Raw genomic sequence first — 21,495 nt, 5'->3', positions numbered from 1 at the left:
CGGACGCTTTTCACGCTCCAGTTCGCCAGGCGAATTGGGTTGCGGAAAAGACCTTGGCCTGCCTGGCCGAGAGCGCGTCCCACGCTGCGCGGCAGCTGGGGTCGGGCTCGATTGTCTCGGCGATGCTCGTCATCGCATCCGCAGCCTCGGCAAAACCTTCGAACCATCCGATGCCGACCGCAGCGCTGATCGCGGCGCCGAGCGAGGAGGCTTCGGCATTGTGACCCTTATGGATCGCGATCCCGGTTGCGTCCGCGATCATCTTTGTCCAAAGCCTGCTGTTGGCGCCGCCGCCGATCGCCACCATTTGCGCCGGCGAAAGACCATGGCTGCGCATCTCTTCGAGAGCCCGGGCGGTTTGCAGCGTCATTGCCTCGAGCCCTGCACGATAGAAGTGGCCGAGCGTGTGTGAGGGGTGCATGCCGATGAAGCTGGCGCGTGCGCTCGGATCCCAATGCGGGTCCATGCAACCGACCAGAGTGGTGCCGGCGAGAAGTCCGTCCGAGCCGATCGGCACGGCCGCCGCTTCCCTTTCCAGGCGGTCGAAGATCGCCGGATCGGAGCGGCCGCCGGCAAACATGTCGACGAACCAGTTGACGAAATAGACACCCGCCCGCTGCACGGCCTCGAGGAAATAGCCATCGCCGGTTGGCGAGGTCATGGTGCGCCAGAAGGCGCCGACCACCGGTTCTGGCGACCAGATTCCCGCGATGATCGCGGTTCCGAGATTGAGATAGACGACGCCGTCGCGCATGGCATTGACGCCGAGCCCGGCACATTGCCCATCGCCGCCGGCGGCAATCACCGGCGTTCCTTCCGAAAGGCCGGTTGCGGCGGCGGCTGCGGCATGAACGGTCCCAACTCGCGTGCCGGACCGCACCGCATTGGGAAGTTGCGACGGCTTGATGCCGAGATGATCGAGGATCGGCTGCGACCATGCCTTGCGCGAGATGTCGAAGAGACCGAACGGATCGGCGCTGGTCCAGCTCGCACTTGGCGTTCCAGTCAGTTTCAGCGTCAGATAGCCATGCACGTCGAGGATTTTCTTCGCATGGTCCAACCGTTCCGGCTCGTTCTCGCGCAGCCATTTCAGGCGGTAGACGACCGGCGTCACGTCGATCGGCTTGCCGGTGATCTGGTGCAGCCGCTCACGGCCGATCTCCGCCGCGAAACGGTCGACCAGCCCGGCGGCACGTTCGTCGAGCCACAGGCTCGCGGGTCCGATCGGCGCGCCGGCGCCGTCGATGAGGGCTACGGTCTCGCGCTGGTTTGAGATCGCGATCCCGGCGATGCGTGTCGCGTCGACCGTGCCGACAAGCTGTCGCAGCGCCACTGTTGCGGCCCGCCACCAGTCGGTGACCTCCTGCTCGACATAGTCCGGCCTCGGCTTCATCAGCTCGAGCGGCGCCCGGCCTTCCGCCACGGCTCGTCCGTCGCTGCTCCAGGCAATCGCCTTGCAGGATTGCGTGGAACTGTCGAGGCCGACGACAAGCGGTCCGTCGCTGCTGCCCATGATTGTCCTCCCGAGACGATGACTTCCACCGGTGCTGGTTACCGGTTATTCCAAGAGACTGTTCGCGGTGGCCATGTCGGTGACAAAATGTGTCGCATATCCGCCGCCGAGCCCGGCCCTGATCGCCGCCATCTTGCGGGCGCCACCGGCGGCGCAGATGCGGACTGGCACCGCTTTCAGTTCGTCGAGTGTGATGCCGACGGTGCGTCCGTCGAGCGGCGTTGCGAAAGCAGTTCCCTGAGCGTCGATGAACCGCCCGATGATGACCCCGAGCGCGCCCTGCTCGATCATGCCGGCAAGTGCGTCGGCATCCGATATCCCGGCTCGGGCATAGGTGCTCTCCGGCCCGATATCGCCGATCCCGAAGATGACCTTGCCGGCGGCACGGATCATGCGGAACTGGTTGACGAGCATCGGCTCCTGCATGAGTTCATCGTGCAGTTCGTCGGTGGAGACGATCGCCGGGGCAAGCAGGTTGATGCAGCGGGCGCCGAGCCGATTGGCCATCAGCGAGGTGCAGAATTCCGGCGAGAAATCGCTGGTGCCGATCGAGCTTCCCGAGAGCTGGACGACGGTGAGGTTCCGATCATGCCGTAGTCGTGGGATCGAGCGGGCGGCAGCGAGCACCGTTTTTCCCCAGGCAACGCCGATCGTGTCACCCGGATCGACCATCGACGCCAGCAACCGTCCTGCCGCTTCGCCGATGCGGCGGTCGGCATCGTTGGGATCGAGGTCGGGGATGACCGCCGCGCCGTGAAGCCCGTATTTTTCCATGAGACGCCGCGAGGTCAAGGTGCGGGCAAAAGCGTCGTGGTCGACCTGCACGGCGACAAGTCCGCTTTCGCGCGCCTCCTGCAGATAGTGCACCACGCTCGCCCTGGAGACGTTCATGACCTTGGCGACGTCGCTCTGGTTGAGCTGGTCGACATAATACAGCCAGGCAGCCCACGCCACCGCGCTGTCGAATTCGGGCGGCAGTGCCGAGAGCCCAGATGGTCGGACCACGTCGATGTCGGCATTGGCATTCATGTCCCTTTTTCCGCAGGTTTGCAGAACGAAGTCAAGCGTCGCGGGCAAATGCTTGACAAAAGACAGTGATAGGTGACTATTGTTTATAACGCCAACGCTCCTGCGCCTCGATTACAGGGTCGCCAGCATGAGGACGTCATGACCAATCCGGCAGCCGGATCCTGGACGGCATTGATCGACGACATTCTGGACGGGCGCTGGACCAACCCGGAGACCGGTAAAAAGGCCGTGGTGCCGTATGACCGGATTGTCATCGAAGAAAGCCTCGACGGGCGGGCGGCCGATCTGGTTTCGGAACTCGATCTGGGTGAGCGGTTCACGGTCGTTGCGGATCCCGCCACCTATGAGGCGCTTGGCGAACGCGTTGCGCGCGAACTGAAGACGCTCGGCCCCGTCGACGTGGTGATCCTGGATCATCCGCATGCCGACATGGCCAATGTCGAAAGCCTCGCCGTCAAACTCGCCGATGCGGATGCCGTGGTCGCGGTCGGTTCCGGCACCATCAACGATCTCTGCAAGTTCGTCACCGGAAGGAATGAGCGGCGCTATTGCGTGTTCGGGACGGCCGGTTCGATGAACGGCTACACATCGACGACTGCGTCCATCACACTGGAAAGCGGCCTGAAGGTATCGCTGCCTTCCCACGCCCCGTCAGGCTTCTTCGTCGATCTTGGCGTCTCCGCTGCCGCCCCGACCTATCTGTCGGCAGCGGGGTTCGGTGACTGCCTTTGCCGCTCGGTCGCCCAGATCGACTGGTGGATGTCGCACCGCCTGCTTGGCACGGCCTACCATCAGGTCCCTTTTCTCATCCAGGAAAAGGATGAGGCGGCGCTCAACCAGCGTGCGGCAAAGCTTGCCGAACACGACATCGAGGCCAATGGCTACCTCTATCGCGTGCTGACGCTCTGCGGTCTCGGAATTTCCTTCACCGGCGTCTCCAATCACGGTTCCATGGGCGAGCATCAGATATCGCACTACATCGACTGTTTCGCCGGCGAGCGTCACCCCGGCACGCTGCACGGCACCCAGGTCGGCGTCGCTTCGCTCACCATGGCGCGATTGCAGCAGGCAATGCTTGCAAGCGACAAGCCGCCGGTGGTGAAGGCGACGAAGATCAATCCTGACGACATGGTCCGCCGCATGGGTTCGGCTGTCGCCGCACAATGTCTCGACGAGCTGAAGAAGAAGGCCTTCGACGAGACTGCCGCCGCGGCACTCAACGAGCGGCTGCAGGAGCTCTGGCCGACACTCAGGCAGGAGCTCAAGCAATTCATGGTGCCTGTCGACGAGATGCAGCGCCTGCTGAAATCGACCGGCGGGCCGATTTCAGCGGCCGAATTGGGCACGCCGGCCGATTTCTATCGCGAAGCCGTCGTTCATTGCCGGGAGATGCGCAATCGCTTCTCGTTCCTCGACATTGCTGCCGATGCAGGAATGCTGGAGGATTTTGCGCGCGGGGAAGCCTGACCGGATGCGCGACCTCGCCGAATTCGGACCCGAAACTGCATCGCGCATTCGCGGCGTCTTCTGCGATATCGACGACACGTTGACCACCGAGGGTCGTCTTCCGGCGGACGCCTACCGTGCGCTCGAACGCCTGCACGAGGCGGGCCTTGTCGTTGCTCCCATTACCGGGAGACCGGCAGGCTGGTGCGACATGATTGCCCGGTTCTGGCCGGTCACCGGCGTGGTCGGTGAAAATGGCGCTTTTTACTTCGCCTATGATCAGGCAACGCGAAAGATGATCCGGGTTTTCGCGGCAAGCGCTGACGAACGCCGGGAAAACAGGCGCAGGCTCACCGAACTGGAAAAGCGCATTGTCCAGGAAGTGCCGGGTTCGGCAGTATCCGCCGACCAGCAATATCGCGCAGCCGACCTGGCCATCGACTTTTGTGAAGATGTTCCGGCGCTGCCGCTGTCCGATGCCAGGCGCATCAAGCAGATTTTCGAGGAGGCCGGCGCTGTCGCCAAGATTTCGTCGATCCATGTGAACGGCTGGTTTGGCCGATACGACAAGCTGGCGATGACGCGCCGTTTTGCGAGTGAGAGGCTGGGAACCGATCTCGATGCTGAAAGGCAGGCCTATGCTTTCGTTGGAGACAGCCCGAACGACGCCCCGATGTTCGGGTTCTTTCCGAACTCGTTCGGGGTCGCGAATGTGGTGGATTTCCAGGGACAGATCGACGCCGAACCCGCTTTCGTCGCCAGGTCGCGGGGTGGCCGCGGCTTCGTCGAGATTGCCGATATGATCCTGGCGAACCGGAGGTCGGGATTGGGCTGATCGGCGGGCGCGAAAAATGCGGACTGCAAAAGATGCAAAAAAGGATGTTCTGCAGGCGATGGAACCGAACCAGGGACGGCTTAGGCAAGCGGGCGCGATGCGCCAGGCAACATCGCACGGCAGCTTCGGCTGCCGCCGCAATCCCGGCCGGTCACAGCGAACTGCCCGTCCCCTGGTCGGTGATGAGGCCGGTGAAGAATCCCTTTTCCAGGAGCTTGGTCATGATGCCGACCTTGTTCTTTCCGCCGGAAACGAGGATGCGCTTGGGAATGTTCAGCGTGTCGCGAGGATAGACCCCGACAATGCGCTCGTTGACGGGATGGTCGATGAGTTCGGCGTCCCGGTCGAAGAAATAGCCGAGAAAGTTCCCGATCGGCTTCAGTCTCAGGATATCGTCGAATTCCTCGTCGGTCATGTAACCGACGCTCCGCAGCGTCGAACTGGTTGTGCCGCCGACGCTCATCAGCGCAAGGTCGGCGTTCAGCGCCTTCTGGATAACCTCGCGCGCGCTCGGTTGCTGCAGGATCGTCTCACGGCTTTCACGGCTGTCGCAGATGATGGGTCCGGGGAGATAGTAGGATTCGGCCTGGGTGCGCTGGGCAAAGACGGCGGCCGCGTCGTATTTGTCGATCGACGACCGGCGCGACAGCGAGCCGAGAAGCGGTACGACGGTAACGTTTCTGAGCGCCACCGGCTCGATGTTGGAAGCGAGCCATCTCATGGTTCGGCCCCACGCCATGGCGACCGTCATGTCGTCCCTGAGCAGCGTCTCGACAGTCTGCGCGGCATAGATGCCGATCACTTCGGAGAGCCCGAGTTCCGACCCGGTGTCGTCAGGTGTGACGCTGCATATGTCGAGCCGGTACTTCCGCCTGAGCTGTTCTTCCATTTCGAGCGCTTGGGACGTCCCGGCGTTGATGCGGATCGAGACGATGCCGCGCTCCTTCGCCTCGGCCAGCAGCCTGTGGATCTTGGTGCGGTTGATCTGCAGCCGCTCGGCGATGGCCTGCTGCGTTTCGCCCAGCACGAAATACTGATGGGCAACCCGTGCCAGCAGACCGATCGACGTCATGAGGGTCCTCCGATGCTTGTGGCGCACCCATCCGAATGCCGCTGTAGCCGGCCAACAAGTGCTTGCCACAGACAGGGCGACGATATAGCATTTGAACAAATGCACAAGATATGAACATTTGTGCATCGCAAAACGAAGCGGTTCGGGAGGAACGCGTGCGGGTTGCCCAAGCCAGACGATTCGTCATTTCGGATCACCCGCTGCCCTGGCTGCTGCCTCTGGTGGCGATCCTGCTTGTCTTCACCGTGTATCCTCTCATCTACAACATCTGGCTGAGCTTCCATGAATTCGTCCCGCGCCGGCGGGCGCTCGAATTCGTCGGAACGGAAAACTGGGTGCAACTGTGGAACGACACGCGGTTCTGGCAGTCGCTCGTCATCACCTTCACCTATTTCGCCATCGCGCTGATCTTCGAGCTGGTGCTCGGCATGGCGATCGCGCTGCTCCTCGACAGCGACGGCTTCGGTTTCGGATTCCTGCGCGGCGTGCTGACGATGACGCTCGTCATCCCGCCGGCCATTGTCGGCATGATGTATCTGCTGATGGAGGATCCGCAGTTCGGCGTGATCAGCTATCTCCTGCAGTCGATCGGACTGCTCAATTCGAACAACCCCATCCTCGCCACCGCGTCGACCGCGCTTGCCGGCGTTCTCGTCGCGGAAATCTGGCAGTGGACGCCGTTCATGGTGCTCATCTTCCTTGCGGGTCTCAGGGCGCTGCCGCCGGAGCCTTACGAGGCCGCGATGATCGACGGCGCGTCGTCGTTCCAGATTTTCCGGCGCATCACCCTGCCGATGATGTCGAAGGTGATCGCCATCGCCGTGCTGGTCCGCGGCATCGATCTGTTCCGCGTCTTCGACTACGTCTTCGTCATGACCTCCGGCGGGCCGGGAGCGTCGACTTATTCGCTGTCCCTCTATGCATGGCAGCAGACGTTCAGCTTCGTAAAATGGGGCTATGGAGCCACGCTCAGCCTCGTCACCCTGGTGATCATCCTCGTCATTGCCAACCTCTTCATCCGTATCGCCAAGGTGAGGTGGTAGAATGAACGGCTCTTTCTCGACCCGCATGCTTCGCACCATCGCCGCCTGGGTTGTGGTCGCGATCTTCTTCTTTCCGATCTACTACTGGACGTCGGTGGCGTTCAAACACGGCAACGACATCTTCAACCGGCCGCCGAAACTGTTCGCCTTCACGCCGACCTTCGACAATTTCCAGAAGGTGTTCGGGATTTCGCTGGGCAGCGGCGGCATCACCGTGACGCCGGGCGGCGGCAATTTCTACATGGCGCCCCGCGTCTGGGATTCGATTGTCATCGCGACGCTGTCGACTGTGCTCGCTGTCGCCATCGCCACGCTTGCCGCCTATGCCCTGTCACGCATGAACTTCCGCGGCCGGCACAGTTTCGTCGGCTGGGTGTTGTCGACGCGCATGATGCCGCCCGTCGCGGTCGCGGTGCCGATGTTCTTCATCTACAAGAATTTCGGTCTCATCGACACCTATACCGGCATGGTGCTGATCCACGCGCTGATGAACCTGCCGCTCGCCGTCCTCCTGATGAAGAGCTTCTTCGACGACATTCCCTCCGAGATCGACGAGAGCGCCATCGTCGACGGCGCCAGCCGCTTCATGATTTTTCGCAGGATCGTGCTGCCGATGGCCAAGGGCGGCATCGCCGCCACGGCGGTGCTCTGCTTCATCTTCAGCTGGACCGAATTCCTTTTCGCGCTGACCCTGACCACCACGTCGCTCAAGACCGTGCCTGTCGTCTCGTCGACTTTCGTCACCTCGATCGGCACCGCATGGGGCAACATGGCCGCGCTTGGCGCCGCATCCATCATTCCCGCTTTCATCTTCATTCTGTTGGTTCAGAAGCACCTCGTGCGCGGTCTCACGATGGGATCGTTGAAACAATAGATGGGAGGCTCGAATTCGCAGCCTTGAGAAAATCGCGAATTAAACCGGAGGAGTAGACAATGAAAGACAGCATCAGAAAGACGCATCTTGCCTCTGTCACCGACCGCTTCGTTCGCGGACAGATGGACCGCCGCTCGTTTCTTCGCGCAGCAAGCATTCTCGGCCTCGGCGCCGGCGCGCTCGGCATGGGCCTGGGACGGCGTCCGTTCTACGGCATCAGCCAGGCATCGGCTCAGGAACAGGAACTGAAGCCCAGCGCCGAAATCACCAAATGGCTCTCGGATGTCGGCAAGCCCTTTGCCGGAACGACGCTTCGTCTCGCCACCGAATCGACGCCGCCGTCGAATGCCATCGCCACGCAGCTCAAGCAGTATTTCGAGGAGGCTACCGGCATCAAGGTCGAGATCGAAGTGCTGCCGCTCGAGCAGGTGCTGCAGAAGCTGACGCTCGACGTGGCCTCGAGCCTCGGCACTTACGACCTCTACTATATCGACCAGAGCTGGGCGGCGAGCTTCAGCCAGGACGTCTTCGATCCGCGCGAGCAGCTCAAGAACGCCGACCTGGCAATGCCGAACTACAACATCGACGATTTCCTGAAGCCGCTCGTCGACGGTATCGCCATGTACGAGGACCGCATGGTCGGCGTGCCCTACGACATCCCGATCTTCATCATGCAGTACCGCAAGGACGTCTGGGACGAGCTCAAGCTGCCGCCTCCGGCCACGCTGGACGATTTGCTGAAGGCATCTGCGGCGATCACCGACGCCAAGGGCCCGAACATGTACGGCACCAGCGGCCAGATGAAATCGGGCCATTACAGCCTCGAATGCGATTGGACGGCGTGGCTTTGGGGCCATGGCGGTTCGATTTTCGGCCCCGACGGCAAGTTCACCGGCAATGACGACGCCGGCTTGGCCGCCATGGCCTACTGGGACAAGCTCAAGGCGACGATGCCGCCCGGCGTCGACGGCTGGACATGGGATGGCGAGGGCCAGTCGGTCGGCCAGGGTGTCGCCGCCTCGATGCTGTCCTGGGGCGAATTCTTCCCGTTCTTCGACGATCCCAAGGCCTCCAAGGTCTCCGGCCTGATGGAAGCGATGGTTCCGCCGAAACCTGCCGCGACGCTGCGCACCGTCGAGCAGACCGGATTCGGCGAAATTCCGGGCGTTGGTCACCAGGGCGGTTCTTCGCTCGCAGTGTCGAAATACTCGAAGAGCCCGGACGCCGCCTGGATTTTCATGCAGTGGGCGACCTCAGCCGATACCCAGGCGCTGATAACCGTTCTGGGCGGCGGTACCGGGCCAACGCGCACCAGCGTCTATGACGATCCGCGCGTGCTGGCCAATGCGCGTGTCGGCGCCGGCACGACCCGCCACTTGCCGGTCGTGCGCGACACCATCGCCAACTACATGGGATCCGAGCCCGACCTGCCGGCATGGGCAGAGCTCTCGAGCGACATGATCCCGGTTGCGCTGGGCAAATACTTCGCCGGCCAGTCGGGCTCGGCCAAGGAGTCGCTCGACGCCCTGAAAACCCAGGTCGACGATCTCGTCGCCAAGGGCTGAGTCTTCCCCCGGGCTGGCGGCACTAAGGCCGCCAGCCCGGGTATCGACAATTTCGACTGAGGAAAAGTCATGGCTGGAAAACAGCTCGTAGCAGTGACAGGAGCCAGTTCTGGTATCGGCGAGGCGGTCGCCAAGGCGTTTTCGCGCGCCGGCCACCCTGTTCTGATGATGGCCCGCCGTCTGGAGCGCATGGAGGCGCTGAACCTGCCCGACAGCATGGCCCGGCAGGTCGATGTCCGCGACCGCGCCGCAATCGCAGCCGCCGTGAAGGAGGCGGAAGCCGAATACGGACCGGTCGACATGCTGTTTGCCAATGCCGGCATAGCGCGGCTTGCCGACATAGGCCGCCAGCCGCCCGAGGAATGGGACGAGATGATCGACATCAACACCAAAGGCGTGCTGAATTCGGTCCACGCCGTGATGTCGGGCATGATGGAGCGCCGTCATGGAACGCTGTTCATGATGAGTTCGATCGCCGGCCGAAAAATCTATCCGGATCATACGGTTTACTGCGGGACGAAATTCTTCGTTCACGCCGTGTCGGAATCGCTGCGCGACTATCTTTCCGACTACGACGTCCGCGTCATCGTGCTTTCGCCCGGCGTGATCGAAACCGAGGTTCTGAGCGGCGTCCTCGATCCGCAGACACTCGCCAACTACAAGGCCAACAAGCTCAAGATCGGCGGCGGCATCGGCCCGGAGCACGTCGCTGACCTCATGCTGCACGCCTACCAGCTGCCACAAAACGCTCTCGTGCAGGAAATCGTCATCACACCGACCAGGCAGAAATACTGACGACCCTGACCCGGGCGTCTGGAGACAAAGAATGGCCACCGTAGAATATAAGAACATCGCCAAGAATTTCGGCAATGTCGAGGTGATGAAAGACATCTCCTTCGGCATTGCCGACCGCGAATTCGTCGTGCTTCTTGGGCCGTCGGGCTGCGGCAAGACCACGCTCCTGCGCATGACGGCCGGGCTCGAGCGGGTGACCAGCGGCGATCTTTTGATCGGCGACAGGCGGGTCAACGACGTTCACCCGCGCGATCGCGACATCGCGATGGTGTTCCAGAATTACGCGCTCTATCCGACAATGAAGGTGTTCGACAATATCGGCTTCAGCCTGGAAGTGGCGAAAGTGCCAAAGGCGGAGATCAGGAAGAAGGTCGAATGGGCGGCGGAAATCCTGAATCTCACGCCCTATCTCGGGCGCTATCCCAAGGAACTGTCGGGTGGCCAGCGCCAGCGCGTCGCCATGGGCCGCGCCATGGTGCGCAATGCCGCCGTCTTCCTTTTCGACGAGCCGCTCTCCAATCTCGACGCCAAGCTGCGCACGCATATGCGCGTGGAAATCCGTCAACTCCACAATCGTCTCGGCACAACCACGATCTACGTCACCCACGACCAGATCGAGGCGATGACGATGGCCGACAAGATCGTGCTGATGCACGCCGGCAGGATCATGCAGATCGGCACGCCCGACGAGGTCTACGAGCGCCCGAACTCGAAATATGTCGCTGATTTCATCGGCTCGCCGTCGATGAACTTCATCGCCGGCGCTGTCGAGACTGCAGGCGGCAGTCCTCGCTTCGTCGCCGAAGGCGTGTCGATCGGCCTGTCGCCGCAGATCAAGGCAACACCAGGCCAAAAGGTCATCATGGGCGTCCGGCCACACGATCTCGGCATTTCGGATACGGGTGAGATCGTGGGCGAGGTCGTGCTGTCCGAAACGACCGGCGCCGATGTCCAGATTCATTTGCGCGTGGCCGGATACGATGCCGTCGCCGTGGTGCCGCGTGACGAGCGCCGCAGCGCCGGCGCCGCGATCAATCTTTCGGTGCTGCCGGGCAAGGTGCACCTCTTCGATGCGGCCACGGAACTGCGTGTCGCCTGAGCTAGCGATGACCGCGTCGGCAGAGCGCTGCCTCAGCCCTTCAGGCTGAGATAATCAGCCAAAGCCACCGCGTTGTTGTGCAACTCGTCCTGGGCGCCGTAGAGCAACGTCACCCGGCCGTTGTCGAGCAGGGCACGCAACTGGCCGACCGCCTCGCTGTTCCGGTCGAGCTCGCCGCGATAGCGCTGCTGGAATTCCATCCAGCGCGTCGGCTCGTGGCCGAACCATTTGCGCAATTCATCGCTTGGCGCGATGGTCTTCAGCCATAGCGTCAGCGCGGCGTCTTCCTTGCGGACGCCGCGCGGCCATAGGCGGTCTATGAGCACCCGCTGCCCATCGCCAGGCGAGGGCGGCTCGTAGATGCGTTTGACCCTGATATCGAGTTTCATTGCCAACTCCGGGGTTGGCCGCCATGTCGTCTTGCTGGCCATGTCGTCTTGCTGGCCATGACGGCTTGCTGGCCATGACGGCTTGCTGGCGGCTGCTTACGCCCACTCGCCCTTACGCCCACTCGCCCCCTAAGCCCATTCGCCCTTGCGCATCACCGGCACGCGGCCGCCGTCCTTGCCGACGCCGTCGATGTCGACCTTGTCCGAACCGATCATCCAGTCGATATGGATGAAGCTCTTGTTGCCGCCGCGCGCCGCGATCTCGTCGGGAGTGAGCGAGGCGCCGTCGACAAAGCACTTCGAATAGCACTGCCCGAGCGCGATATGGCAGGCGGCATTCTCGTCGAACAGCGTGTTGAAGAACAGCAGGCCGCTCGCCGCGATCGGCGAGGAATGCGGCACCAGGGCGACCTCGCCGAGCCGGCGTGCGCCTTCATCGGTGTCGAGCACTTTTTTCAGCACATCCTCGCCGCGGCTGGCCTTGGCCTCGACGATGCGACCCTGCTCGAAACGCACCGCAATGCCGTCGATCAGCGTGCCTTGGTACGACAGCGGCTTGGTGCTCGTAACATGGCCTTCGACGCGCCTTGCATGCGGCGTGGTGAAAACCTCCTCGGTCGGGATGTTCGGGTTGCAGGTGATGCCGTTCCTGGCAGTCGAGGCGCCGCCCATCCATTCATGGCCGTCGGCCAGGCCGACGGTCAGGTCGGTGCCGGGTCCGGTGAAATGCAGCGCATGGAAATTATGGCCGTTCAGCCATTCGGTGCGGCTGCGAAGAGCCGCATTGTGCGCCTTCCAGTTGCCGATCGGGTCGTCGACATCGACCCGTGAGGCGGCAAAGATCGCGTCGGCGAGCCTCGCCACCGCGACGTCGTCGCTGTCGCCCGGAAACACCTGCCTGGCCCAGGCCAGGTCGGGGTAGGCGACGATGTTCCAGTTGATGTCGAAGCCGGTGATCTTTTCCAGTGCCGGCTGGTAGGCGATCGAGTTCGCCTTGTTGGCGCGCGCCACTTTCGCCGGATCCTGCGCCGACAGCAGCGACGGATCCTCGCCGCGCACGGCCAGCCGCGCCGCATTGTTGGCGAAGGCCTTGGCCATGCCCTCGTAAAGCCAGCCGGCGGCGTGGTCGAAGCCAGCATCGACGCCGTAGCGGAAGCGTGCCAGCGTCATCTCGTCGTCGTTGAAGATCGGCGTCACCAGGCCGGCGCCGGCCTTGTAGGCGTGCTCGACGATCCGCCGCGTCAAAGGCAGCGCTGCGATCGACGATGTCAGCACCAGGTCCTGCCCCGGCTGCAATTGCAGCCCGACCTTGATGGCGACTTCTGCCAGCCTGTCGAGCTTCACCGGGTCGATCGTTGCGGAAACGCCGCGCGAATGTGTGGTCATGATCCTGCCTGTCGCGATGGGGGGCCTGGTTCTTACATAGACCGGTGCCATCGGTCTTTCCACCGTGATCGACCGGGCCTGCTCAGGCCGCGCCGCCGAGCGCGCCGAACTGCGCCATCGTCGCCTCGATCTCCTCGCGGATCCAGATCTTGAAATCGCGCACCTTGCGGCTCTCGCTCTTGCTGGCCGAGGTCACCAGCCAGTAGCCCAGCCCGCTCTCGGCGCGGACGCCGAACGGCGCGACCAGCCGGCCGTCGGCGAGAGCATCAGCCGTCAGCAATTGCCAGCCGAGCATGACGCCGTGGCCGGCGATCGCCGATTCCAGGCACAGCATCGGGTCGGTGAAGCGCGCGCCCTTGAGGAAGCTGACCGGCTTGACCCCGGCCGCCTCGAACCAGCTTTCCCAGCTGATCATCGCGTTTTCGTCGGTGATCGCGCAGGTCAGGGCGAGATCATCGATCGATTTCAGTTTGTCGGCGATCACCGGGGCGCAGACCGGGAAGGCTTCCTGCGCCAGCAGCAGTTGCGCGCGCACGCCCGGCCATTTGCCGTCGCCAAGCCGGATGGCGATGTCGATGTCCGAGCGATCGAGATCGGCAATCCGCACCGAGGCGTCGATGCGCAAAAGCACATTCGGATGCCGGGCGAAGTGACGTGATAGTCGAGGCAGCAGCCACTTCGAGGCAAAGGCCGGCGCAACCGAAACCACCAGCGTGCATTCGGAGGCCTCGTCGGCGAGCGCCACGGCTTGGGCGAGCTCGCGGAAACCTGCCCCGAGCCGGGCGGTGAAGACGGTGCCGAATTTGGTTGGCACCAGACCGCTTGCCGTTCGTTCGAACAGCGCCTGGCCAAGTTGCGCTTCCGTCCGCTTGACCTGCTGGCTGACGGCGCTGGCGGACACGTTGAGTTCGCTCGCCGCAGCCGAAAGCGATCCCAGGCGGGCGACGGTTTCCACGGCGCGCAGGCCGTTGAGGTGGACGCGGTTGAGCATGGCCATACAGTTTTTCTAAACCAGCACGGTTGAAATCTCAATTGAAATGCGGGGAGGAACGGCAAATTCTAAGGACAAGCAGACCTGTGGAGGAAGAATACGATGAAGATTTTGTCACTGCTCGGGGTCTTTTCCGCTGCCGGCGCGCGGCAAAGCCGGCCGCAAGAAAGCGAAGCCACCCAATGGGCCACCGATCCGCTGTCGCATCCTGTGCTGGACACCATGTCGGAGCGCGAACTCGGCGACGTGCCGTTCCGGCTGACGGCCCGGCGCACTGCCTATGAGACCGGCACCGGGCAGGTCGGCTGCGGCTGAAGATGCGAGCAAAGATGGGAGCGGGCTCAGTTCCTTTCAGGGACAAATCGCAAACCTTGGAGATTGGCTGAACCATCCCTCTCTTCGTCATGACGAAGCCATGTTGTTCTGCGGGCCAATCGCAAACGTCGGATATTGGTCGGCTGGAAGCTGCTAGTCCGCCGCTGCAACCCGTTCTGGCCCAACAAGAAGCGGATTGTTTCACCCGCTCGTGCACCTATTGTGCACCGCAATGAAAGCCGCTTCGCCGTCCCCTTTGCGCCTCGCCTTCGCCGGCATGATTGCCCTGGCCGTCGCCATGGGCATCGGCCGCTTCGTCTACACGCCGATCCTGCCCGGCATGATGGAGGAACTTGGCCTGACGCCGGCCGATGCCGGCTGGATCGCGTCCGCCAACTATCTCGGCTATCTCGTTGGCGCGCTCGCAGCCGTCGGCGGCTGGGCGCACGGTCGCGAGCGCCTGCTGATGCTGGCCGGTCTTGCCGCCACCGCGGTCCTCACCGGACTGATGGGCCTGGCCGACACGATGGCGGCCTTTCTCGTCATCCGCTTTCTTGCCGGTGTGGCCAGCGCCTTCGTCCTGGTGTTCATGTCCAGCATCGTTTTCGGCCATCTCGCCGCGGTCGGCCGAAACGACCTGCAGGCGCTGCATTTCGGCGGCGTCGGCCTTGGCATAGCGGCGTCCTCGGCGCTGATGGCAATACTCGTCACCGAACAGGCCGGCTGGCCGGCGGGCTGGTTCTGGTCCGCCGCGATCTCGGCCTGCGCCATTGCCGTCGTGATGCTGCTGCTCGGCAGCACTGCGACCGCCAACGGCGCCGATGGTCGCGAATCGGCGCTGCCAAAGGACCGCGCGCTGGTGAAGATCATCGTCGCCTACGGGCTGTTCGGCTTCGGCTATATCGTGACGGCGACGTTCCTGGTCGCCATCGTCCGGCAGGGCGGTGGCGGCCGCGTCTTCGAGGCCGTGGTGTGGATGGTCACCGGCCTTGCCGGGATTCCATCGGTCTGGCTTTGGCAGAAGATCGCGGCAAAGATCGGGCTCTACCGGGCTTATGCCTGGGGGTGCCTCGTCGAGGTGGTTGGGGTCAGCGCGAGCGTCACTATGGGCGGACACGTTGGGCCGCTGCTTGGCGGGTTTCTGCTTGGCGGCACCTTCATCGCCATCACCGCGCTCGGCTTGCAGAGCGGAAGGCAGCTTGCCCCGCAAGCGCCACGCCGGATCCTGGCGTTGATGACGGCGTCCTTCGGCCTCGGTCAGATCATCGGTCCGATCGTCGCCGGCTTGCTTGCGCAAGCCTCGGGCGACTTCTTCCTCGCATCGATCGTGGCCGCCGCCGTGCTGCTTGTCTCCGGCGCGGTCATCTGGTCGGCTGCGCCAAAATCGCCATGATTGTGGTCTTGCTCGGTGCCGGGCATCACGCACCGGGCATTTTCATTCCGATCGATGTGTGACCTTATGCCCGCTGAACAGCAACGCCGCTGATTTGCGCATCGACCGAGGATTTCCAAACAGTGTTCGTATCCTTCTTCCCGCAGCCGAAGTTGTTTTTCACTTCGGCCGTCGCCTGGAGCCTTCTGCTCGTCCTCCTTTGGTTTTTCGGCGGCGAGCATCTTGGCACGATGCTCGGCATGCCGCCGGTCGACCCGCAGGCAGCACCAGTCATCAGCCCGATAAGATTCCTGACGCCGGCATTCCTCTGGTTTTATGGATATTTCTTCGCCGGTATGGGCGTATTCTACCTTTTCTGGGCGCTGTATTCCCCGCATCGCTGGCAAAACTGGTCGATCCTTGGCTCTGGTTTGATTATTTTCGTCACCAATTTCATCGTGCAGATCAGCGTGGCGCTCAATGACTGGCGCGGCATGTTTTACGACATGGTGCAGAAGGCGCTGACCACGCCGGGCTCCGTTTCCCCTGCCGAGCTTTACTACGGAGTATGGCAGTTTCTGTCCTTGGCCCTGGTCTATATGAGCATTGCCGTTCTGAACGTCTTTTTCGTCAGGCACTATGTGTTTCGCTGGCGCACCGCGATGAACGATTATTTTACCGCTTACTGGCCGAGGCTGCGCCATATCGAAGGGGCGTCGCAGCGCGTTCAGGACGACACGATGCGCTTCTCCGGCACAATGCAGGGGCTCGGTGTGAACTTCATCGACTCCATCATGACCCTGATTGCATTCCTGCCCTTGCTGGCCTCCCTTTCTCTCCATGTCTCAACGCTCCCAATCGTCGGAGCAATTCCTTATCCGCTGGTCATTGCGGCGATCGCCTGGTCGCTGTTTGGCACCGGCTTGTTGGCAGTCGTCGGCGTCAGGCTGCCCGGGTTGGAATTTCGCAATCAGCGGGTTGAAGCCGCGCTGCGCAAGGAACTTGTCCTCGGCGAGGACGACACGGCACGAGCGCAGCCACCAACTCTGGCCGAGCTTTTCAGAAATGTTCGTAAGAACTATTTCACTCTCTATGCACACTATGTCTATTTCGACATGGTCCGCTATCTATACCTTCAAGTCGACAACGTATTCGCCACGCTTATTCTTGTTCCGACCTTGGCAATCGGCAAGATAACATTTGGCGTTTTCCAGCAAATTGTCACCGCCTTTTCACAAGTCGCCACTTCGTTCCAATATCTCGTGAATTCCTGGCCGACCATCGTTGAGCTGATATCCATCTACAAGCGCCTGCGCGCCTTCGAGGCGACACTTGAAGGGGCGCCGCTGCCGGAAATCGACCAGGCCTATCTGGAGCGAGAGCGAGCCGGCTTGCGCCCTGAGGATCAGCCGGTAAGTTGAGAGTGACGGGGCGGCGAGCGCTTTCGGCTCAGCCGCCCACCGACGCCTGCTTTTCCCCGGCGCGTTGGCGCGAAACATAGTCGCGATAGCTGATGCACTCGACATCGGGCCTGGTGCAGACCTCGCCGGCAAAGCGCTCCAGCGCCTTCCAGTAGGCGCCGTCATTCATCAGTGTGAAATGGAAGCCGAGTTCCAGCGGAATGCGTTTGCCCTGGTATTGCGCGTCGAAGGCGGCGCGAAAGGCGTCATAGGTCCGGTTGGCGAATTCGTCAGCCTGGCTCGGCCGCTCGAAGCCGCCGGAATGCCTGACATAGAGATTGTAGTCCATCGCGATCACCGGCCTTGTGTTAGGACCTTCCGGAATCTTCGGCAGTGAGAAGCGCGTGATGCCGTCGCTGGTCGGTGGCCGGGCAGGGCTGCGCGACACACCGCTCGCGTCGAACCAATAGCCCGCCTTTGGCAGCGCCTCGTAAAGCGCCTTGTTTGCCGACAGATAGGGTGCGCGAAAGCCAACCGCTTTACGTGCAATTTCGCGCCAGCCTGCGGGTTCGGAGGTGATAGCATTGATCGAATAGGCATTTTCGAGAATGCGCTTGAACGAACCGAACTCGCTCAGCCAATCGGCCTTGTTCCAGTCCTTGCCGTCGAAATGGCCGCAAGCGTGACTGCCGATGTCATGGCCTTCCGTGGCGGCAAGGTTTATCTGCTCGAGCCGGTCAGCGATTTCCTGTTTCGAGGCGGCGAAGCCGATATTGGATTTGCCTGGTGTCTTGCCGGGCGCCGTGTATTGCTTGCGCGTCTCCGGCGAGAGCAGGAAGACGCAGGACACGAAGTAGGTGAAATGGGCGCCGGTGCGCTGGGCCAGCGCCCGGCTGCGCTTCCATTGCGAAATATCGCGGGCGCTGTCGAACGAGATGAGGACGGCCTGCTTCGGCTTTACCGGCGCTGGCGGGTCGGCGACAGCAGCGCCCCCCGCAGCAAGCGACGCGATCGAAAACGCAACAGCGCGGGACAAACGAGGCATCAGTGTCTGGATCTGGATTTTGAGGAGGGTTCGCGCAGCGGCTATCGGCGAAATGTGGCGTGCGTGCGGTCGCCCTTTTCAGCCATCCTTTTACATCGCCGTCGGCGATTAGCCGATTTTCCGGTCGAACCCCTTCCATGCCGGCAAAATTTCGCTAAAACGCGGGCTACCGCATCGGCCTGAAGTGCAGAATTGATTTTTTTCAGGAAACACGATGCGCAAATTCAAAGTGTTAGAGCGTACTTTCCATGGACGCACGTCGCTCTAAACCGCCCTGAGGCGGGCAGGATGGTTTTGAGATGTCGGACGACAGTTTTATCCGCGAAGTCAACGAAGAGATGCGTCGCGATCAGGCGCATGCGCTATGGGACCGTTTTGGTCCCGCCTTGCTTGCGCTCGCGGTGCTGGTGGTGGTCGGCACTGCCGCCTTCGTCGGCTATCGCTATTGGGACGAGACCCGCGCCAATCGCTCGGGCGACGCCTTCTCGCAGGCGCTGAAGCTCGCCAATGAAGGCAAGAGCGACGAAGCGCTGGCGGCCCTCGATGCGCTGGAAAAGGATGGCTACGGCGCCTATCCGCTGCTCGCCCGCATGCGGGCGGCAACCGTCAAGGCGGATAAGGGCGACGTCGCCGCCGCCGTCAAGGACTTCGACGAGGTCGCCGCCGATCCGGACATTCCATCAGGCCTTCGCGATGTGGCGCGCCTCAGGGCAGCGCTGCTACTCGTCGACCACGGTTCGTTCGCCGATGTCTCCAGCCGCGTCGAGACGCTCACCGCCGATACCAATCCGCTGCGCCATACCGCGCGCGAGGCGCTCGGCCTTGCCGCCTGGAAGGAAGGCAAGGCGACGGACGCACTGAAACTGTTCGACCAGATCGCCTCGGATGACAGCGCCCCGCGCAACGCGCGCGAGCGAGCGACGTTGATGTCGGAGCTGATCCGTGGGTCGGGCGGCGTGTCGTAGTGCATCGACATGAATGGCAGATGTAGGGCTGCATGACCTTCAAAGTCGCCATCATCGGCCGGCCTAACGTCGGCAAATCGACCCTTTTTAACAGGCTGGTGGGAAGGAAGCTGGCGCTTGTCGACGACACGCCGGGCGTCACCCGCGACCGTCGCGTCCATGCCGCCAAGCTCTACGATCTGCATTTCGATGTCATCGACACCGCCGGCTTCGAGGATGCTGCTGCTTCGACGCTGCCGGGCCGCATGCGCGCCCAGACCGAGATCGCCATCCGCGAAGCCGACCTGATCTTTTTCACCATCGATGCCAAGTTAGGGCTGATGCCTGACGACAAGACCTTCGCCGAGATCGTGCGCAAGTCCGGCAAGCCGGTTGTCGTCGTCGCCAACAAGGCCGAGGCGCGCGGCGCCCAGGGCGGCATGCTGGAGGCCTGGGAACTCGGCCTTGGCGAGCCGATCCCGGTCTCGGCCGAACACGGCCAGGGCCTGCCCGATTTGCGCGATGCGGTGATATCAGCAATGGGCGAGGCGCGCGCCTTCGGCGAAGAAGAGGATGCCGACGAGGAGGCCGCGGCCAGCGAGGTGCTGATCGGCGAGGACATCACCGATCCGGATGCCGAGCCGAGCTATGACGATACCAAACCGATGCGCATCGCCGTCGTCGGCCGTCCGAACGCCGGCAAGTCGACGCTGATCAATGCGCTGATCGGCGAGGAGCGGCTCCTGACCGGGCCGGAAGCCGGCATCACCCGCGATTCCATCTCCGTCGACTGGGACTGGCATGGCCGCCGTCTCAAACTGTTCGACACCGCCGGCATGCGCCGCAAGGCCCGGATCCACGAAAAGCTGGAAGTCATGTCGGTGCAGGACGGCCTGCGCGCCATCCGCTTTGCCGAGATCGTCATCATCGTGCTCGACGCCACAATCCCCTTCGAGAAGCAGGATCTGCAGATCGCCGATCTGATCATCCGCGAGGGCCGCGCGCCGGTGATCGCCTTCAACAAATGGGATATGATCGACCATCCCCAGGAACTCCTGGCGGAACTGCGCGAGAAGACCGAGCGGCTGTTGCCGCAGGCGCGCGGCATGCAGGCGGTGCCGGTCTCGGCCGAGACCGGGCGCGGCCTCGACAAGCTGATGGATGCCGTCATTAGGACGCACAGAGTGTGGAACAGCCGCGTCTCGACCGGCAAGCTCAACCGCTGGCTGGAAGGCATCCTGGCGCATCATCCGCCGCCTGCCGTCGCCGGTCGCCGGCTGAAGATCAAATATGTCACCCAGGCCAAGACGCGCCCGCCGGGCTTCGTCGTGTCCTGCTCACGGCCGGACGCGATGCCGCAATCCTATGTCCGCTACCTCTCCAACAGCCTGCGCGAAGCCTTCGACATGCCCGGCGTGCCGATCCGCATCGCTTTGCGCACCTCGGAAAATCCGTTCGCCGGCAAGGCGAAGAAGCGCCGCTGAGCGCCGCGTCTTGTGGGCGCCGGCATCAGCTACGCTCCGCAGCCGGCTCGCGTGCAGCGGCGCTTTAATGGGCGGTGTAGGCTCCGTCGACCAGGTGGTAGCTCCCGGTGATAAAGCTGGCCTGATCGGACAACAGGAAGCACACAAGAGCCGCTACCTCTTCCGGTTTGCCGCGCCTGCCCATCGGTTGAAGGGCTGCCATGCGCCTGGTATTGGCTAATGCCTCCGCTTGCTCCGATAGAAGAGGCGTTTCGATCCAGCCGGGGCCGACGACATTGATCCGGATGCCCATCCTCGCATATTCAATCGCAGCAACCTTGGTCAGCCCAACGACCCCGTGTTTCGCTGCCGTGTATGCGGACGCAGTCGGCAAGCCGACGGAACCGAGAATTGAGGACATGTTCACGATGGCGCCTCCGCCTCGATCCAGCATGGCGGCGATTTCGTACTTCATGCTGTAGAAAACGCCATTCAGATTGACGTTCATCAGCCTGTGCCAGTTGTCGAGCGGATAGTCTGCCGTCGCTTTTCGAACGCCGTCGATGCCGGCATTGTTTACCGCCATATCCAGTCCGCCGCATTTCTGGACAGTGAACTCGATCAGCTTTTCGACGGCTGCCGCATCCGTGACATCGACCGCAAAATCGTGCGCCCTGCCTCCTTGCGCGCTTATTTCGGCAGCCATGCAGCGCGCGGCCTCGGCATCAAGGTCGGCGACAACAATTTCGGCTCCTTCTTGCGCGAGTTGCCGTGACACAGCCGCTCCTATTCCGGAGCCTGCGCCGGTCACAATCGCGACTTTACCATGGAAGTCAGGCTTCATCGTCTCTGTCCTATGCCCATTGTGGCCTAACCGAACAGAGGCGGACGGTTATCGCAAGAAGTTTCGCTCCAATTC

Annotated in this window: 20 protein-coding genes; 12 read left to right on the top strand and 8 right to left on the bottom strand. The window is 62.5% G+C overall.

The window, feature by feature from the left end; genetic code table 11:
• Positions 1–10: 10 nt before the first annotated feature.
• Positions 11–1,513 carry a xylulokinase gene (locus AC0L2C_RS01915; RefSeq protein ID WP_287189990.1) on the bottom strand — a complete coding sequence of 501 codons (1,503 nt, stop codon included), beginning with the start codon at positions 1,511–1,513 and terminating at the stop codon, positions 11–13.
• Positions 1,514–1,558: 45 nt separating this feature from the next.
• On the bottom strand, positions 1,559–2,542 hold the full coding sequence (locus AC0L2C_RS01910) for a sugar-binding transcriptional regulator (protein ID WP_128179814.1): 984 nt from the start codon (positions 2,540–2,542) through the stop codon (positions 1,559–1,561).
• A 138-nt stretch (positions 2,543–2,680) separates the two neighbouring features.
• Here AC0L2C_RS01910 and AC0L2C_RS01905 point away from each other — a divergent pair, with 138 nt between their 5' ends.
• Both AC0L2C_RS01905 and AC0L2C_RS01900 read left to right on the top strand, forming a co-directional pair.
• Entirely contained in the window at positions 2,681–4,009 is a 1,329-nt protein-coding gene (locus tag AC0L2C_RS01905) for a sn-glycerol-1-phosphate dehydrogenase (RefSeq protein WP_473522572.1), read from the top strand.
• Between the two features lie 4 nt (positions 4,010–4,013).
• Complete coding sequence (locus AC0L2C_RS01900) at positions 4,014–4,823, top strand: HAD-IIB family hydrolase (protein ID WP_287236946.1); 810 nt, start codon at positions 4,014–4,016, stop codon at positions 4,821–4,823.
• Between the two features lie 151 nt (positions 4,824–4,974).
• On the opposite strand, the gene AC0L2C_RS01895 is transcribed toward AC0L2C_RS01900, so the two are convergent.
• Positions 4,975–5,895 (bottom strand): sugar-binding transcriptional regulator, encoded by a 921-nt coding sequence (locus AC0L2C_RS01895; protein ID WP_023799422.1) that lies wholly within the window; start codon positions 5,893–5,895, stop codon positions 4,975–4,977.
• 155 nt (positions 5,896–6,050) lie between these two features.
• Between AC0L2C_RS01895 and AC0L2C_RS01890 the strand changes: the two genes are divergently transcribed.
• From AC0L2C_RS01890 to AC0L2C_RS01870, 5 genes are all read left to right on the top strand, one after another.
• Positions 6,051–6,938, top strand: a complete 888-nt coding sequence (locus tag AC0L2C_RS01890; RefSeq protein ID WP_031255008.1) for a carbohydrate ABC transporter permease — start codon at positions 6,051–6,053, stop codon at positions 6,936–6,938.
• 1 nt (position 6,939) lies between these two features.
• On the top strand, positions 6,940–7,812 hold the full coding sequence (locus tag AC0L2C_RS01885; protein WP_023799420.1) for a carbohydrate ABC transporter permease: 873 nt from the start codon (positions 6,940–6,942) through the stop codon (positions 7,810–7,812).
• Positions 7,813–7,871: 59 nt separating this feature from the next.
• Positions 7,872–9,377 carry an ABC transporter substrate-binding protein gene (locus AC0L2C_RS01880; RefSeq protein ID WP_128171996.1) on the top strand — a complete coding sequence of 502 codons (1,506 nt, stop codon included), beginning with the start codon at positions 7,872–7,874 and terminating at the stop codon, positions 9,375–9,377.
• 69 nt (positions 9,378–9,446) lie between these two features.
• On the top strand, positions 9,447–10,172 hold the full coding sequence (locus AC0L2C_RS01875; RefSeq protein WP_287236948.1) for an SDR family oxidoreductase: 726 nt from the start codon (positions 9,447–9,449) through the stop codon (positions 10,170–10,172).
• A gap of 31 nt (positions 10,173–10,203) precedes the next feature.
• On the top strand, positions 10,204–11,271 hold the full coding sequence (locus AC0L2C_RS01870; protein ID WP_287236949.1) for an ABC transporter ATP-binding protein: 1,068 nt from the start codon (positions 10,204–10,206) through the stop codon (positions 11,269–11,271).
• Positions 11,272–11,303: 32 nt separating this feature from the next.
• Here the strand turns inward: AC0L2C_RS01870 and AC0L2C_RS01865 are convergent, their stop codons facing one another.
• The 3 genes from AC0L2C_RS01865 to AC0L2C_RS01855 all read right to left on the bottom strand — a co-directional run bounded on the left by AC0L2C_RS01865 (position 11,304) and on the right by AC0L2C_RS01855 (position 14,043).
• The gene (locus AC0L2C_RS01865) at positions 11,304–11,660 is read right to left on the bottom strand and encodes a DUF488 domain-containing protein (protein ID WP_023799416.1); all 357 of its coding nucleotides are present in this window, start codon (positions 11,658–11,660) and stop codon (positions 11,304–11,306) included.
• A gap of 129 nt (positions 11,661–11,789) precedes the next feature.
• Positions 11,790–13,046 carry an aminopeptidase gene (locus AC0L2C_RS01860; RefSeq protein ID WP_473522571.1) on the bottom strand — a complete coding sequence of 419 codons (1,257 nt, stop codon included), beginning with the start codon at positions 13,044–13,046 and terminating at the stop codon, positions 11,790–11,792.
• An 82-nt stretch (positions 13,047–13,128) separates the two neighbouring features.
• Positions 13,129–14,043: a LysR substrate-binding domain-containing protein gene (locus AC0L2C_RS01855; protein WP_287236951.1), complete on the bottom strand. Its 915-nt coding sequence runs from the start codon at positions 14,041–14,043 to the stop codon at positions 13,129–13,131.
• Between the two features lie 96 nt (positions 14,044–14,139).
• Between AC0L2C_RS01855 and AC0L2C_RS01850 the strand changes: the two genes are divergently transcribed.
• The 3 genes from AC0L2C_RS01850 (at position 14,140) to sbmA (ending at position 17,145) form a co-directional block, all read left to right on the top strand.
• Positions 14,140–14,352: a hypothetical protein gene (locus tag AC0L2C_RS01850; protein ID WP_287236952.1), complete on the top strand. Its 213-nt coding sequence runs from the start codon at positions 14,140–14,142 to the stop codon at positions 14,350–14,352.
• Positions 14,353–14,584: 232 nt separating this feature from the next.
• Positions 14,585–15,745 (top strand): YbfB/YjiJ family MFS transporter, encoded by a 1,161-nt coding sequence (locus AC0L2C_RS01845; protein ID WP_287236953.1) that lies wholly within the window; start codon positions 14,585–14,587, stop codon positions 15,743–15,745.
• Between the two features lie 122 nt (positions 15,746–15,867).
• Positions 15,868–17,145, top strand: a complete 1,278-nt coding sequence (gene sbmA / locus AC0L2C_RS01840) for a peptide antibiotic transporter SbmA (RefSeq protein ID WP_023799410.1) — start codon at positions 15,868–15,870, stop codon at positions 17,143–17,145.
• Between the two features lie 28 nt (positions 17,146–17,173).
• On the opposite strand, the gene AC0L2C_RS01835 is transcribed toward sbmA, so the two are convergent.
• Positions 17,174–18,169: a polysaccharide deacetylase family protein gene (locus AC0L2C_RS01835; protein ID WP_473522570.1), complete on the bottom strand. Its 996-nt coding sequence runs from the start codon at positions 18,167–18,169 to the stop codon at positions 17,174–17,176.
• A gap of 299 nt (positions 18,170–18,468) precedes the next feature.
• Here AC0L2C_RS01835 and AC0L2C_RS01830 point away from each other — a divergent pair, with 299 nt between their 5' ends.
• Positions 18,469–19,134, top strand: a complete 666-nt coding sequence (locus tag AC0L2C_RS01830; RefSeq protein WP_473522569.1) for a tetratricopeptide repeat protein — start codon at positions 18,469–18,471, stop codon at positions 19,132–19,134.
• A 32-nt stretch (positions 19,135–19,166) separates the two neighbouring features.
• Entirely contained in the window at positions 19,167–20,597 is a 1,431-nt protein-coding gene (gene der, locus AC0L2C_RS01825; RefSeq protein ID WP_287236955.1) for a ribosome biogenesis GTPase Der, read from the top strand.
• Between the two features lie 64 nt (positions 20,598–20,661).
• On the opposite strand, the gene AC0L2C_RS01820 is transcribed toward der, so the two are convergent.
• Complete coding sequence (locus AC0L2C_RS01820) at positions 20,662–21,420, bottom strand: SDR family NAD(P)-dependent oxidoreductase (protein ID WP_023799406.1); 759 nt, start codon at positions 21,418–21,420, stop codon at positions 20,662–20,664.
• Between the last annotated feature and the right edge of the window lie 75 nt (positions 21,421–21,495).

It is taken from the genome of Mesorhizobium sp. WSM4845 (assembly GCF_055811455.1).
This window is presented reverse-complemented; position numbering and strand designations above follow the sequence as displayed.

Excerpts from the sequence above, each read along its gene's own strand:
- AC0L2C_RS01915 (WP_287189990.1), bottom strand. The coding sequence starts at position 1,513 with ATGGGCAGCAGCGACGGACCGCTTGTCGTCGGCCTCGACAGTTCCACG.
- AC0L2C_RS01910 (WP_128179814.1), bottom strand. The coding sequence starts at position 2,542 with ATGAATGCCAATGCCGACATCGACGTGGTCCGACCATCTGGGCTCTCG.
- AC0L2C_RS01905 (WP_473522572.1), top strand. The coding sequence starts at position 2,681 with ATGACCAATCCGGCAGCCGGATCCTGGACGGCATTGATCGACGACATT.
- AC0L2C_RS01900 (WP_287236946.1), top strand. The coding sequence starts at position 4,014 with ATGCGCGACCTCGCCGAATTCGGACCCGAAACTGCATCGCGCATTCGC.
- AC0L2C_RS01895 (WP_023799422.1), bottom strand. The coding sequence starts at position 5,895 with ATGACGTCGATCGGTCTGCTGGCACGGGTTGCCCATCAGTATTTCGTG.
- AC0L2C_RS01885 (WP_023799420.1), top strand. The coding sequence starts at position 6,940 with ATGAACGGCTCTTTCTCGACCCGCATGCTTCGCACCATCGCCGCCTGG.
- AC0L2C_RS01880 (WP_128171996.1), top strand. The coding sequence starts at position 7,872 with ATGAAAGACAGCATCAGAAAGACGCATCTTGCCTCTGTCACCGACCGC.
- AC0L2C_RS01875 (WP_287236948.1), top strand. The coding sequence starts at position 9,447 with ATGGCTGGAAAACAGCTCGTAGCAGTGACAGGAGCCAGTTCTGGTATC.
- AC0L2C_RS01870 (WP_287236949.1), top strand. The coding sequence starts at position 10,204 with ATGGCCACCGTAGAATATAAGAACATCGCCAAGAATTTCGGCAATGTC.
- AC0L2C_RS01865 (WP_023799416.1), bottom strand. The coding sequence starts at position 11,660 with ATGAAACTCGATATCAGGGTCAAACGCATCTACGAGCCGCCCTCGCCT.
- AC0L2C_RS01860 (WP_473522571.1), bottom strand. The coding sequence starts at position 13,046 with ATGACCACACATTCGCGCGGCGTTTCCGCAACGATCGACCCGGTGAAG.
- AC0L2C_RS01855 (WP_287236951.1), bottom strand. The coding sequence starts at position 14,043 with ATGGCCATGCTCAACCGCGTCCACCTCAACGGCCTGCGCGCCGTGGAA.
- AC0L2C_RS01850 (WP_287236952.1), top strand. The coding sequence starts at position 14,140 with ATGAAGATTTTGTCACTGCTCGGGGTCTTTTCCGCTGCCGGCGCGCGG.
- AC0L2C_RS01845 (WP_287236953.1), top strand. The coding sequence starts at position 14,585 with ATGAAAGCCGCTTCGCCGTCCCCTTTGCGCCTCGCCTTCGCCGGCATG.
- AC0L2C_RS01835 (WP_473522570.1), bottom strand. The coding sequence starts at position 18,169 with ATGCCTCGTTTGTCCCGCGCTGTTGCGTTTTCGATCGCGTCGCTTGCT.
- AC0L2C_RS01830 (WP_473522569.1), top strand. The coding sequence starts at position 18,469 with ATGTCGGACGACAGTTTTATCCGCGAAGTCAACGAAGAGATGCGTCGC.
- der (WP_287236955.1), top strand. The coding sequence starts at position 19,167 with ATGACCTTCAAAGTCGCCATCATCGGCCGGCCTAACGTCGGCAAATCG.
- AC0L2C_RS01820 (WP_023799406.1), bottom strand. The coding sequence starts at position 21,420 with ATGAAGCCTGACTTCCATGGTAAAGTCGCGATTGTGACCGGCGCAGGC.